The 13,702-nt window shown below is 64.8% G+C and carries 12 protein-coding genes; 11 read left to right on the plus strand and 1 reads right to left on the minus strand.

Annotated elements, in window-relative coordinates; translation table 11 throughout:
- A complete protein-coding gene (locus tag ACJH5R_RS02920; RefSeq protein WP_406781267.1) occupies positions 1 to 1,269 on the plus strand; it encodes an ATP-binding protein in 1,269 nt (422 codons plus the stop codon).
- A gap of 26 nt (positions 1,270 to 1,295) precedes the next feature.
- Here ACJH5R_RS02920 and dcm read toward each other — a convergent pair whose 3' ends face one another.
- Positions 1,296 to 3,251 (minus strand): DNA (cytosine-5-)-methyltransferase, encoded by a 1,956-nt coding sequence (dcm, locus tag ACJH5R_RS02925; RefSeq protein WP_406781268.1) that lies wholly within the window; start codon positions 3,249 to 3,251, stop codon positions 1,296 to 1,298.
- Between the two features lie 325 nt (positions 3,252 to 3,576).
- On the opposite strand from dcm, the gene ACJH5R_RS02930 reads away from it, so the two are divergent.
- The 10 genes from ACJH5R_RS02930 (at position 3,577) to ACJH5R_RS02975 (ending at position 13,700) form a co-directional block, all read left to right on the plus strand.
- Positions 3,577 to 4,839 (plus strand): hypothetical protein, encoded by a 1,263-nt coding sequence (locus tag ACJH5R_RS02930; RefSeq protein WP_406781269.1) that lies wholly within the window; start codon positions 3,577 to 3,579, stop codon positions 4,837 to 4,839.
- A gap of 123 nt (positions 4,840 to 4,962) precedes the next feature.
- Positions 4,963 to 5,727 (plus strand): S1 family peptidase, encoded by a 765-nt coding sequence (locus ACJH5R_RS02935; protein WP_406781270.1) that lies wholly within the window; start codon positions 4,963 to 4,965, stop codon positions 5,725 to 5,727.
- A gap of 174 nt (positions 5,728 to 5,901) precedes the next feature.
- The gene (locus ACJH5R_RS02940) at positions 5,902 to 6,174 is read left to right on the plus strand and encodes a sigma factor-like helix-turn-helix DNA-binding protein (protein WP_406756334.1); all 273 of its coding nucleotides are present in this window, start codon (positions 5,902 to 5,904) and stop codon (positions 6,172 to 6,174) included.
- Positions 6,171 to 7,790 (plus strand): carotenoid oxygenase family protein, encoded by a 1,620-nt coding sequence (locus ACJH5R_RS02945; RefSeq protein WP_406781271.1) that lies wholly within the window; start codon positions 6,171 to 6,173, stop codon positions 7,788 to 7,790. The genes ACJH5R_RS02940 and ACJH5R_RS02945 overlap by 4 nt, the downstream gene beginning before the upstream one ends.
- A 160-nt stretch (positions 7,791 to 7,950) precedes the next feature.
- Positions 7,951 to 8,442, plus strand: coding sequence for a sigma-70 family RNA polymerase sigma factor (locus ACJH5R_RS02950; RefSeq protein WP_046283350.1), 492 nt, complete (start codon positions 7,951 to 7,953; stop codon positions 8,440 to 8,442).
- The gene (locus ACJH5R_RS02955; protein ID WP_406781272.1) at positions 8,439 to 9,158 is read left to right on the plus strand and encodes an anti-sigma factor family protein; all 720 of its coding nucleotides are present in this window, start codon (positions 8,439 to 8,441) and stop codon (positions 9,156 to 9,158) included. The genes ACJH5R_RS02950 and ACJH5R_RS02955 overlap by 4 nt, the downstream gene beginning before the upstream one ends.
- Before the next feature lie 86 nt (positions 9,159 to 9,244).
- Positions 9,245 to 10,996 carry a thiamine pyrophosphate-binding protein gene (locus ACJH5R_RS02960; protein WP_406756337.1) on the plus strand — a complete coding sequence of 584 codons (1,752 nt, stop codon included), beginning with the start codon at positions 9,245 to 9,247 and terminating at the stop codon, positions 10,994 to 10,996.
- Positions 10,974 to 11,639: an SRPBCC family protein gene (locus ACJH5R_RS02965; RefSeq protein ID WP_406756338.1), complete on the plus strand. Its 666-nt coding sequence runs from the start codon at positions 10,974 to 10,976 to the stop codon at positions 11,637 to 11,639. The genes ACJH5R_RS02960 and ACJH5R_RS02965 overlap by 23 nt, the downstream gene beginning before the upstream one ends.
- Before the next feature lie 7 nt (positions 11,640 to 11,646).
- Complete coding sequence (locus ACJH5R_RS02970) at positions 11,647 to 12,669, plus strand: 3-oxoacyl-ACP synthase III family protein (RefSeq protein ID WP_406756339.1); 1,023 nt, start codon at positions 11,647 to 11,649, stop codon at positions 12,667 to 12,669.
- Complete coding sequence (locus tag ACJH5R_RS02975; RefSeq protein ID WP_406781273.1) at positions 12,666 to 13,700, plus strand: pyridoxal phosphate-dependent aminotransferase; 1,035 nt, start codon at positions 12,666 to 12,668, stop codon at positions 13,698 to 13,700. Before ACJH5R_RS02970 ends, ACJH5R_RS02975 begins: the two co-directional genes overlap by 4 nt.
- Positions 13,701 to 13,702: the final 2 nt, after the last annotated feature.

The raw sequence follows: 13,702 nt of genomic DNA on the forward strand, positions 1-13,702 counted from the left end.
ATGACGGCTGTGGCGCCGTCGGCAGCTCGGCTGACCGACTCGCTGCGCGACATCGGCTACGACTTCAGCTCAGCCGTAGCTGATCTGGTTGACAACAGCATCACGGCAGGCGCGACGCAGGTCGACATCCTCGTGGAGTTCGACGCCAAACAGTCGAGGGTGCTGATAGCTGACAACGGACACGGAATGACCATCAACGGACTCACAGAGGCGATGCGCTTCGGGAGTCGCCGCGCGTACGGCCGGGGTGATCTAGGACGCTACGGATTGGGGCTCAAGACAGCGTCCTTGTCACAGGGACGATCGCTCACCGTCCTTACGCGCAAAGAAGGGATTCGACGGCCTATCCTCACTCGGCAATTGGACCTCGATCTGGTGATCGAATTCGACGATTGGCTGATCATCGAGCCCGAACGCACCGCGACTCTTGATAGTGCCCGCAAGCTTCTTGAGGACGGCTGCGGCACAGTGGTCGTCTGGGAGAAACTCGACCGCGTCGTGCCATCACGCAACGCCGCGGGAGGCTGGGCGCGCAGGCGATTTGAGACGATCGCCGACAAGGCGGCGCAACACCTCTCGATGGTCTTCCATAGATTCCTGGCTGACGAAGCCAAGACTGGACCGGTGGCCATCACCGTGAATGGAACGAAACTGCAGCCGTGGGACCCGTTCGCCCGCAGCGAGAGGCTCACAAAGGAACTCGCTGAAGATATCTTCGAAATACAACACGGTGACACAACCGGCTCGGTAACCCTGCGCCGGTACGTGCTCCCCGGGCGGGATCAATTCAGCAGCCATGCTGAATTCGAAAGACACTCAGGCCCTTTGAAGTGGAATCGCCAACAGGGTCTGTACACCTACCGCGCCGACCGGCTGGTCCAGTGGGGCGGCTGGTCCGGCATCCGGGCCATTGACGAACACACCAAACTAGCCCGTGCGAGTGTCGACTTCGACACCGACCTCGACTCTGCCTTCAATATCAACGTCGCAAAAATGCGCGTCTCGATTCCTGCGCAACTCCGGCAGATGATCGAGCGACCGATCAATGAAATGTGTTCGATCGCCGATGAGGTCTACCGGAAAGCCGCAGGCTCCAAACCGTCGGAGGAGAAGAAGAAAAACGGCAGCGACCAGCTCACTCAAGCGTCGGAAATCGGCTTGGCATTGCAAGCCGCCGCATTAGAAGCAGGCGAGTACAAGGCATTCAAGAGGATTGCCTCGATCCTGCGCAAATCCGATCCAGATGTGGCCGACGCCCTCGGCATCTGATCACACCGCAGAAACAACCGCGGAAATCACACGCCGTCGCGAGCGCAGTGGGAGTTAAGAGGACACTCCTCACATGTCGGGTGTTCCGGCCTGCAGAGGCTGTTGGCAAGCTCTATCAGGCCGAGATGGGCATGGCGAGCGTCGGGTCCGAAGCCGATCATCCGTGCAACCGCCATTCGACCGTCGGTCATTTTGTTCTTACGATCAACCGCATTCGCCTGGAAGCGCCGCGCTACTCGAAGCACGCCCTTTGTGACAAGAACCGGTTCGTCGAGCCCCTCATCCTCGTGACCGAGGGAACCACCCGGAACCACCAGCGCCGCCAAGTCGATCACGGAGTCCGGAAGCGCCGTAGCACTCTTCACTTCCTCGGCGCAGCCGTCTAGGATCCGCGGCGACTCGTGGAGGCGCTGAGCCAGAGCGATAACCGTCTCGGCTCGGTTGAGGCGCCCGACGGTCCGTGACATATCGATGAGACCTTCGAGGAGGTCCGAGTCAACCGATCGCCGCTTCGGCTCCGGCGTTAACTTCTGAATGATGGGCCAGAGTCGACGAATGACTTGTGGAGATGCGCGATCGAGCAGCACCTCACCAGCGACAACCTCCCAGCGGGATGTGGCAGCCAGCCAAGGCAGCGCGAGGAATTCACTCCGTTGTCTGAACCAGGCGGAGAGCTCAATGCTCAACCGGCGGGTGCTGATGCCCGGATGGTCGGCCCGCTCGATTGACTCAAGGACACCAGTCCCGATGACGAAGCCCAGTTGCGGCGGAACCGCATTGCCGATCTGACGGAAGGCCGCCGATGGCGGTCCGTCGAAACGAAATTGATCGGGAAAGGTCTGAAGTCGGGCTGCTTCGCGAACCGTCAGCGTGCGACTCTGGCGTGGGTGGATGTACCAGTACCCATCTTTAGCGATGTGCGCCGTGATCGTTCGGGAAAGATCGTTTTCGTTGAGGCGGTTGTACTTGTCATCAAAGATGTCGCCCCGGTACCGCTGGTGTTCGGCCCTGAGATCGGTGTATTTCGTGTCGTGCGTCATGCTTTCAAACGCTTCACGATCATCGTCACGGACAGGGCGCGTGATGTGATCGAAGACTTTTCCCGCGTCAGCGTCCGCTACTGCAGAACGCATTTCGCGTTGAAACTGAGTGAGCGGCCCGCTGTAATCTGACCAACCCTCCGCGCCGCCTTCTGGACGCCAGCCACCGTCGACCTCCGGAAGATCACCAATAGCGTTCCATACGGTTACTTTTTGCCGAACCTCAGGAGGCCATGTGAATTTCAACTTCCCCTTGAGTGCCACAAGAATCAGCCGCTGCCGGAACTGCGGAACCCCATACCGCCAAGCATCGACGACGCGTTCCTCGACGCTGTATCCGAACTGTTCGAGGGATTCCACGATGCTTCGCAGGATGAACATGTCGCGGTCCAGCGCCATGTCGGGAACGTTCTCCATGATGACCGCGCGAGGCTGCGCTACGCGGATGATCTCGAGATAGGACAGCCATAGATCTCGTCGTTGGTCGTGCCTGTCACGCAAGCCTGACTCGACTTGGTGGCGGATCATCGACCGGCCTGCTTTCGAGAAGGGCTGGCACGGTGGTCCGCCGGCGATGAGATCCACGCGGGCCGCCTTACACAGCTCGGCGACTTCGCGGACGACTTCGGGGTCGGCGAGGTCCCAGTCGACTGACATGCCACCAAAGTGGTGGGCATGAGTCCGGTTGGCGAAGGGCTCGTGGTCGGCACCGAGGACTACTTTGTACCCGGCTTTCTGCAGCCCTAGGCTCAGCCCGCCAGCGCCACTGAAGAAGTCGGCGGCCAAGCGTTCGCCCTGTCGCCGCAGGCGCTCGGTGTACTTGAGAAACAACTCAATGTCGTCGGTGTGGTCGCGGTGCGGCTGGAGATTGATGAAAGGGCCGCGGACTAGTCTGACACCATAACCGCTGCTCTTTCGGGGTTTCTGGGTCTTGGCTGGCACGACATAACTCTAACCGGCCCAGCCGACACAGACCTCACGGACCGATTCGGGTCCTAGACGGTATGGGGGCGACTTGAGGCCGAAGGCCTCCGGCTGCAGTCGGACGTGGGTTGCTGATATCGAGTGAACACTCCGAGCGACGAACGCCGTGGGCCGCCGACCGAACGCCTGCTCATGTCTTACCTCGCTTCCACGCTATTTCGGGCCAATGCTAGGCGGGACGTCCGACAGCCGGGCCGGGATCGCACTGATAAGGCGCCCTCCCCGACCCTCGATGTCGGCGCACCTGCTTACACTCGGCCAAAGTCCACCTCTGGAGGCCATCGTGAGTGACGACGTAGACAATCTTCCCGGTCCCGCAAATGGCGAAATCGTCGTCGTCACGCAACCGGAGGGGGTATTGATCGGAGGCGATCCCGAGGCTGTCGAGTCGTACCTAGACCGCCTTCGTGAGTCGGCGGGCCGTGCCGTCCAAGTGGCTGGCGTCAGCAAAGCCTCGCTGGGCAATGCCACCGGTCTGCTCGCCGGTGTCACTACGATGCTGGGCCAGGCTGGCAAGTTCGTGCAGCTGCACCCTGACAGCATCAAGGCCATCCAGAGAGACAAGCTGATTCCAGCTTCCCCGGGGTTCTTTCGGATGACTACCCGCGGCGCCGACAACAAGTTTGTCGAGCAGCTGCAGTGGCGACCGACCGCGATGGGCCCGCAGACTCTGATGTCTGCCCAGATGGTCGCCATGCAACTGGCACTCAAATCAGCGATCGCCGAGGTGGAGGATGCGGTTCGCTGCGTCGAAGGCAAGGTCGAGCAGGTCCTTCACCTTGCCCAAGCTGAACGCGCAGGCGACGTCTTGGGCAGCAATATCATCACTACACGCAAGGTCAACTACCTGGAGAAGCACGGTTCCCTCCCGGACGCGGATTGGGATGCTGTCGCAGGGCTTGGCCCGGCATTGAACATCACTATCGAGCAGCTTCGAAGTCACGTGAAGAGGGTCCTGGATTCATTGGCTCCTGGGTTGCCCGTCCAGGAAAGAGCACAGAAGCTGCAGGCCGTGGTCGACGAGAGCTTGATCGGGGAAACGCTGAGCTTGCTAGTAGTCGCCGAGGAGTCGATGTACAAGTGGCAGCGAGTGCGGCTCGCCCGAATCGAGGCCAACGAGCCTGACCATTTATCGCACGCGATTGAGGACGCCCGCGAACTGCTGATGCACCACCTGTCGGAGGACGCGAAGCTATACCAGCGAGCACGCCAGGTCATCGACGAGGTCGCTAAGACCGACGCCATCGAGGGATTTCGCTTCATGTCGACGAAGCAGCTGGCGCACGACCGCAATCAGCTGATGACCGAGCTCAACGCGTTTGCCCGAGCCCGACGAAATCAGGTTGACGTCTGGACTGCGTTGGAAGCGCCTGGAATTCGCGACGCAGCCGAAGCGAGCGTCAAGCTGGCAAAGAAATCGGCGCGCCGAGCGCTTGCCGCAGCGGGTCAGGGGCTGATCAATTTCAGCGATCGCTTGGCCGAGCGAACAGAGGAAAAAGAGTCGCTAGTTCGCCGCCAGCCTAAGGCCGAGGAACCAAACAAATAGCCATTGATTCCGAATTGCCGAAAATGTGCCACTCGGTCACGCCGGCGTTTCTCCATCCCCTGTTCACCCTCCGCGTAACCGCCCCACCTGCACATCCGCCCCACCCTCGGTACCCTCGCCCAGATGGCCGCCTTTCGACGACCCCCGCCCAAAATCCTGCTCAAGCGCCTGTCCATCGCGGCCGGCGTCGTAACAGTCCTGGCGGGCATGGTCTGGGTCAGCCGCGCCCAGCCGGTGCAGCAGCTCATCCCGCAGCCGCCGGCCGAGGCGATCGGCCCCGGGGTCGGCATCAATGTGTCCTCTACCGGCAGCTCCGAGGCCACCAGCTGCACCGCGGGATTCCTGGTACGCAGCAAGGATGGCCGGCCGGGACTGTTGTCGGCGGGGCACTGCAACAAGCCCGGCGGCTCCGGCACGGTGTCCATCCACAACGGTGCCCTCTACCCCACCGTCGGCGCCTTCACCCAGAGCGTCTACGACGGCAAGGACGGCAACAACATCGGCTTGATCACCTTGGATGACCCCGACAAGTTCCCGCTGACCTCCGAGGTCGATGGACACCCGGTCAGCGGCGTGGCCGAGCGCGTCAACATCGGTGACACGCTCTGTCATCTAGGAGTCCGCAGCGGCGAGCCGATGTGCGGTCCGGTGGCTGCCAGCGAAAAGGACAAGGTCAGGTTCGCCGCGGCTACCACCTGCGGTGACGCGGGTGGCCCGGCCTACCGGATGCGCCCCGACGGCACCGCCGAAGCGGTCGGCATCCTCACCGCGGAGTCCGACGGCGAGGATCCCGAGACGGCCTGCGCTGAGCCACGCGAGTCCTCCGTCGCGCAGCTGATCAAGCCGTGGCTGCAGGCCTGGCAGCTGACGCTGGTTACCACGACGTAAAGCCTCTACCGCAGCCGCCGGGCGCGCGCGACACTGAACCGGACGGGACGCTGCCCCGTGTCACTTCCGGGAGGCTGGTGCATGGGTAGAGGAAGACCAGCGGCAGATCGACACTCGACCGCGGCCACGCCGCGGCCGGACCCTTCTGCGCGTACGGGCAGGGCCTGAACCGCCATGACCACCGACGACCAGGCCCGGGCCCGCCTCAGCAGCGCTTCAAGCGCCATGCACCGCGACTTTGCACCGAACCGAGCCATGGTCGCCGCCGCGCTGGCGCAGCTCTCCGCCGAACACCGGGCCCTGCTACGTCGTGCCTATTACTTCGGATGGAGCACCGAGCAGATCGCGGTCGATCTGGAAATCGCGGAGCGCAGCGTGAAGACCCAGCTGCACTACGCGCTGCGGACACTGCAACAGACACTGCGAGATATGGGAACGGTGCAATGACGTTTGACCACGAGTACGGCCTGTGGGATGCCGCCTATGTGCTGGGGTCACTCTCGGAGTCCGACTATCGCGAGTTCGAGACGCACCTGGACGAGTGCCTGCTGTGCCAGGACGCCGTCACCGAGCTGTCCGAAATGCCGGCTGTCCTGTCGTTGCTGGATGAAGAGGACTTCACCGAATCCAACGGCGTGACAGCCGACGGCGAATTCACCGCGGGTCGCGCAGCCGCCGGTGTCATCCGTCAGGTCAACGGCCATGACTCTGGTGCTGCGGTGGCAGTTCTTCAGCCGCCGGAGACGGTCTTCAGGGTCTTTCGCCCCGGCAACTACGCTCCGGTCCCCGACGAGCTCACCGAGTTCGATCTGCCCGTCGACGGCAGCATCCCGCCGGAGTTGAACGGCTGGTATCTGCGCAACGGCCCCAACCCCCGCGAGGCGGGCGGGCACTGGTGCACCGGCGACGGCATGGTGCACGGAGTTCGGCTGGAGAACGGCCGGGCCGCCTGGTACCGCAACCGCTGGGTGCGCACCGAGAGCTTCGAACACCCCCTGCCGCTGTTCAACGCCGACGGCAGCCGCAATCTGCACTCCAGCGCGGCCAACACGCACGTCATCCGGCACGCCGGCAAGACCCTGGCGCTGATGGACACCGCATTGCCCTACGAACTGACCCCCGACTTGGACACGCTGGGCGCCTACGACTTCGCCGGCAAGCTGATCGATTCCATGGCGCCACATCCCAAGATCTGTCCGATCACCGGCGAGTTGCACTTCTTCGGATACGGCGACCTGACCCACCCGCACATCAACTATTACCGCGCCAGCGCCGACGGTGCGGTCCAGGTCCGCCGTCCGATCGATGTTCCCGGCCTGACGCTGATGCACGACTTCGCGCTGACCGCGCAGCATGTGGTGTTCCTGGACCTGCCGCTGGTCTTCAACCCGCAAGTTGCGCTCACCCGACGAATCGAACGCGATCCGCCCTACCGGTGGGACGACGACTACGGCGCCCGCCTGGGTGTGCTGCGCCGCGATGATCCGTACGGTCCGGTTCGCTGGTTCGACATCCACCCGTGCTATGTCTTCCACGTCGCCAACGCCTTCGACGTGTCGTCGGCCCAGGGCGACGCGATCGTGATGCAGGTGGTCCGCTACCCGGAAATCTGGCGCGACAACAGCGATTTCGAGACCGACGCCTCGCTGTGGCGCTGGACGATCGACTTGGACGCCGGCGTCGTACACGAGGTTCAGCTCGACGACCGTGACATCGAGTTCCCCCGCGTCGACGACCGGCGGGTGGGCGCTGCGGCCCGCTACGCCGTCGCCGTCGGCACCGACGGGCTGGTCCGCTATGACTTGGCGCGCGACAGCGTCGAGGTCCACCGGTTCGGCGTCAACGGTATGGCCGGCGCACCCGATGAGGCGGTGTTCGCTCCGGCTCCGGGGCAGACCGACGAATCGGCCGGCTGGTACCTGAGTTACGTCTACAGCCCGGTCCGTGAGTGCAGCGAACTGGTGATCCTGGGCGCGTCGGAGTTCGACGCCGAACCCGTCGCCCGGGTGCGGCTGCCGCGTCGCGTTCCGCACGGTTTTCACGGCAGCTGGATTCCTGACTGAGGTGCCAAAACATGAACCGAGCGGTTCAGCGAGGCTCGACGAAGGAGAGCCGAAGCTGGGACCGCCGCATGAACCGAGCAGGCATCCACGTCGTGTCATTAGGCAGGAGGTGATCAGCTTGCCTCGCATTGGCATACCGCCAGACCACGAAGCCGCGCTGATGAAAGCGCTCTACGACGAGCACGCCGCGGTGTTGTGGCGTTACGCCCTGCGCCTGACCGGTGACGCCAGCCGTGCCGAAGACGTGGTGCAGGAGACGCTGCTGCGCGCCTGGCAGCACCCGGAGGTCATCGGCGATACCGAGCGCTCCCCTCGTGCCTGGATGTGCACCGTGGCGCGCAACATGATCATCGACGAACGGCGCAGCGCCCAGTACCGCCACGTGGTCGCCACGCTCGACGAGACGACCACGCCCGAGCAACCCACCCGCGACGAGGTGGACACCGCCCTGGACCGGATGTTGATCGCCGACGCCATGACGCACCTGTCTGCGGAGCACCGGGCGGTGATCGAACGGTCCTACTACCGTGGCTGGAGTACGGGCCAGACCGCCGAAGACCTGGGGATCGCGGAGGGAACAGTGAAATCGCGCCTGCACTACGCGGTGCGGGCTCTGCGACTCGCCCTGCAGGAGATGGGGGTGACACGATGATGTCGCCGCGGGAGATCGGTCCGGCCTGCGGGCCGGTCGAGGGTGAGCACCCATACGCCATGTGGGATGCCGCCTATGTGCTCGGTTCGCTGTCTGCGGCCGACCGCCGGGAATTCGAGGGACACCTGGCCAACTGCCCGCAGTGCCGGGACGCCGTGACCGAAATCAGCGGCGTGCCCGCCCTGCTGTCCCAGCTCGACGGCAACTGTGTGGCGGCGATCAACGAATCCGACGCGGCGGAGCCACCCCCGCCGGCCAACCTGCTGCCGGCCCTGTTGACCGAGGTGCACCGGCGGCGCCGGCGTACCCGGCTGATGGCGTGGACGGCCTCGGCCGCGGCGGCCGCCGTGCTCGGGATCGGTGTCCTGCTGGGCATCGGCTCGGCGACCACGCCGTCACCCCACCCCGATGCGGTGCCGATGGCCCAAGTGGGAACGACGGCGCTCGCCTCCACGGTGGCGGTCAGGGACGAATCCTGGGGTAGCTACATCGATCTGAGTTGTGTCTGCCTGGCACCGGTGAACGCTCACCACGACACCCTGGCGCTGGTGGTGGTCGGCCGCGACGGCAGCCAGACCCGGCTGGCGACCTGGGTCGCCGAACCCGGGCACACCGCGACGCCGGCCGGCAGCATCTCGACTCCGTCGGATCAGATCGCCTCGGTCCAAGTGGTGTCGGCCGACAACGGCCAGGTCCTGCTGGAGCGCACGCTGTAACGAGCCCGGGTCATCGGATCCTTCTTCGAACCAACGCCCGCCGCAAACCGTGTCAATGACATCGTCATCACGAGTTAGGCGGGCAGATGTCCAGGATCGCTTCCGTGGTCGATTTCATTGTCGCCCAGCTGGCGGCGATGGGAGTCGGTCACATCTTCGGCGTCGATGGCGCGAACATCGAAGACCTATACGACGCAGCGTATTTTCGTCCCGACATCACGGCGGTGCTGGCCAAGCATGAGTTCTCGGCCGCCACCATGGCCGACGGTTACAGCCGCAGCGGTGCCGGGTTGGGGGTGGTCGCCGCGACGTCGGGCGGGGGCGCGCTGAACCTGGTTGCCGGGCTCGGTGAATCATTGGCCAGCCGGGTTCCGGTGCTGGCGCTGGTGGGCCAGGCCCCGATCACTTTGGACGGTCGAGGCAGTTTCCAAGACACCAGTGGCCGCAACGGTGCACTCGATGCACAGGCCTTGTTCTCGGCGGTCTCGGTCTTCTGCGAGCGGGTGATGAACCCCGAGGACATCGTGGCCGCCTTGCCCCGGGCGATCGCCGCGGCACGCGGCGGCGGGCCCGCGGTGCTGTTGCTGCCCAAGGATGTTCAGCAGGGCTTCGTCACCGCCGGCCCGTACCGCAACGGCGGCGACACCGGCGGCGATCCCGTCGTGATCAGCGACCCGCATCCGATCGTCCACGCGCTGCGCAACGCCCATGGACCGGTCACGATCATCGCCGGCGAACAGGTGGCGCGTGACGACGCCCGCGCCGATCTCGAGAATCTGCGGGCACTGCTGCGCGCACGGGTGGTGTGCGTCCCCGACGCCAAAGACGTCTCGGGCACTTCGGGTTTGGGATCTTCGTCGGCACTGGGTGTGGCCGGCATCATGGGCCACCCCTCGGTAGCCGATGCACTGACCGGCAGTGCGCTGTGCCTGGTGGTGGGCACCCGGATGTCGCTGACCGCCCGCGCCGGTCTCGAAGCGGTGCTGGGCTCCATCCACACGGTATCGATCGGTTCGGCGCCGCCGTATGTTCCGTGTACGCACGTGCAGACCGCTGATCTTCGGGTGTCCCTACGCGCGATCGCCCGCGAGCTCTCCGGAGCCGGGCGCCCCCGGTGGCTGCGGGTGCCCGAGACGGTGCCGCACACCGAACTGAATCCCCCGCCTTACGCCGGCCCCGGGGTGCGCTATCGCGACGCGATGGCCGTGCTGGACCGCGCGTTGCCTGCCGGGACCGACATCGTCGTCGATGCGGGCAACACCGGCGCTGCGGCCATCCACTACCTGCCGCCGCGACGCGACGGCCGTTTCCTGGTCGCACTGGGGATGGGCGGGATGGGCTACAGCTTCGGGGCCGGGATCGGGATGGCTTTCGGCCGTGGTCGGCGCACCGTGGTGATCGCCGGCGACGGTGCGTTCTTCATGCACGGCATGGAGATCCACACCGCCGTGCAGTACCGGCTTCCGGTGCTGTTCGTGCTGCTGAACAACAACGCGCACGCCATGTGCGTCACCCGCGAGCAGCTCTTCTATGACGGCTTCTACAGCTACAACCGCTTTACGCCCAGCCAGCTCGGTGACGGCCTGGCGTCGATGTTCCCGGGGCTCAGCGCGATCGACGTCGACGACCCGGGCACATTCGGCGCGGTCGTGGAGTCGGCGTTGGACCGTGAGGGCCCCTCGGTGATCAGCGTCGAGTGCGCCGCCGACGAGATACCACCGTTCGCGCCGTTCCTTTCTGCCGATGCGTCACCGAAAACCACTGCTCCAGTAGCTCATAACGGCAAGGTTCCAACCCACGAGGAGGATCAATTCGATGTCGCTGCCCGCCCTCGCTGATATCAGCGTCCACACCGGTACGCCCGGACCCATCGACGGCTTGGTCCGGGTCGAGACCAGTCCGCGGGAGGTCGCCACCCCGATCATCATGGAGATGATGCATTCGGTCTATCCCCACGACGTGGTGTTCGGCGACTACTGCACCGTCAACGACTACATCGACTGTCCGCCCGACGAATTGTTCGACTACCTCTCCGATACGCGATGCCTGGAAGAGTGGACCTACAGCCTGCGCGGCTTCACCCCCACCGACGAAGCAGATCTCTGGCTCGCCTACGACCGACTGGGTTCGGAGACCAAGATCTACACCCGCACCGTCTTTAACCGGGAAGCCCTCACGGTGGACTACCACTGCGCCTGGGATCAGCCCGACCACCTGTGGATGATCTACCTGATCCGGATCGTCGACGCCCAGGTGGTGCTGAACAAGCCCGGATCGGTTGTGCTGTGGACCAATTGCCACCACCCGTTCTACGACCACAATCCCTATCCGGACACCGCGCCGCCGCAGCGCCCGGTGTGGGTCGGCGACTTCTGGGACATGTTCAGCGCCGGCCACCTGCTGGAGCTGAAGAATCTGAAGGCGATTGCCGAATACCGGCACCACAACGGCCTTCCGGTCACCCCATTCTGGATGCGATGAGGCGATCATGAACCAATCAGCCGTCAGCCTGATCGACGTCTCCAGCTACCTTCCCGGCGAACCCATCGGCGCCGACTATTACGCGCAGTTCGCCGAGTCCGATGCGTTGCGCGACAACCTGATGTTCCGCGCCCCCCGATTCCGCCATCATGTCGGCGACGACGAGTCCGCGGTCGACATGATCGAGCAGGCGGCGCAGGGAATCATCGAGCGCCACGGCCGCGACGTCATCGAGAACGTGGACATCTTGATCACCCACACCCAGTTGCCGGACATCCCGTTCTGCGGCGCGGGCGGCGGGGTCGCCCACCGGCTGGGAATGCGTCCATCCTCGGTGCTGGATCTGCACAATGGCGGATGCGCCGCTTTCATCCTGGGGCTCAATGTGGCTCGCCAGTTGTTGTCGGCCGGACTGGGGCAAAGCGCGTTGATCGCGATCGCGCAGAACGCCGCCGGCCAGGTCTTCGACCATCCCGCCGTGCGCAGCAAGTCGCAGGCGTCGGTTCCCGGTGACGGCGCGGCGGTCGGACTGCTCACCCGATCAGATCAATCGCCCATCATCGACGTCGAATGCCGCACCTACGGCCAGTACGCCGGCGACATGACCTACAACACCGACCCGCCCCGCAAGTGGTGGCAGCCCGGGCCGGGCGCCGCCTACATCGGTTTCACCGAAGACAAGATCACCAAGGTGCTCGCGCGCGGCAACCGGCAGGTCCCCGAGGTCGCCCTCGCGGTCTGTCATCGCAACCGCCTGTCTCCCTCGGATATCGGACTCCTGGTCACCAACCAGCCCAACCGGATCTTTCTGCGCAATTGGCGCGAAGCGCTCGAAGTGCCCGAATCACGACACGTCGACACCTTTGATGAGTGCGGCAACCTGTTCGGCGCCGGCATCCCGATCAACCTGGATCGGGCTATAACCGGCAACCGGCTGCAGCCGGGCGAGGTGGTGGTGATGGCCGGCTTCGCACACGCCGGCGACTTCGCCGGTGCGGCGGCCATCCGATGGGGCGGACGACCGCAATGACCTCGGCGGCGCAAGCGGATTCGGGTACCACGCATCTTCGCAGCGCACTGCCGCCGGCCGTCGACCCGTGTGCGTTGTCGCTCAACGAGAACCCCCTACCGCCGCTGCCGGCGGTGCGCGCGGCGCTGGTTGACTTCATCGGGGCGGCCAACCGCTATCCAGAATTCCTGCCCACCCAACTGCGCCGACTGGTAGCCGACCATGCCGGGGTGGCCGAGGAGAGCGTGGCACTCGGCCCGGGCGCGTCCGGGCTGGCTATGCGGGTGCTGCAGACAGCAGCATCTCCCGGCGAGCGGATCGTACTGAGCAAGCCCACTTTTGAGGGCTACCCCGCCTTCGCCCAGATGACCGGCTTGACCGCGGTCGACGTGCCCCTCGACAGCTACGGCCATTACGACCTGACCGCGATGGCCCAGGCAACCGCCCAGGGTGCCCGGGTGGTGGTGTTGTGCCGCCCGCACAATCCGACCGGAACGCTGGAAACCGTCGCCGATGTCGAACGGCTGGTCGCGGACGTTCCCGCCGACACCATTGTGCTGCTGGACGAGGCCTACATCGAGTTCGTCGCACCGAACCAGCGCATCGACGTTCCCAGACTCATTGCACGCTTCCCGAATGTGATTGTGCTGCGCACTTTCTCCAAGGCCTACGGCCTGGCCGGGCTACGAATCGGCTACGCGCTGGCGGCACCGGAGCTGGCCGGTCTGCTGTGGTCGATGCAGCTGCCGTTCGGCATCAGCGCCGGCTGCACGGTGGCGGTGGCCGCTTCCTACCAGGCAGAAGCACAACTGGAGCAGCGCATCGCCCACATCGTCGCCGAACGGAGCTATCTGCGGACCCGGCTGCGGGCATCGGGGGTGTACACCACCGATTCCCACGCGAACTTTGTGTACCTGCCGGCGACCGACCGGCCATGGAGCGAGATCTTCTCCGCCAGTGGGCTGCGGGTCCGGAACTATCCCGACGGCGCGGTGCGCATCACCATCGGCTCGCGCGGCTCCACCCAGATGGTTTTGTCCGCCATCGAGTAGCG

Source organism: Mycobacterium sp. SMC-19 (assembly GCF_045310815.1).
In the GTDB taxonomy this organism is placed as follows: Bacteria; Actinomycetota; Actinomycetes; order Mycobacteriales; family Mycobacteriaceae; genus Mycobacterium.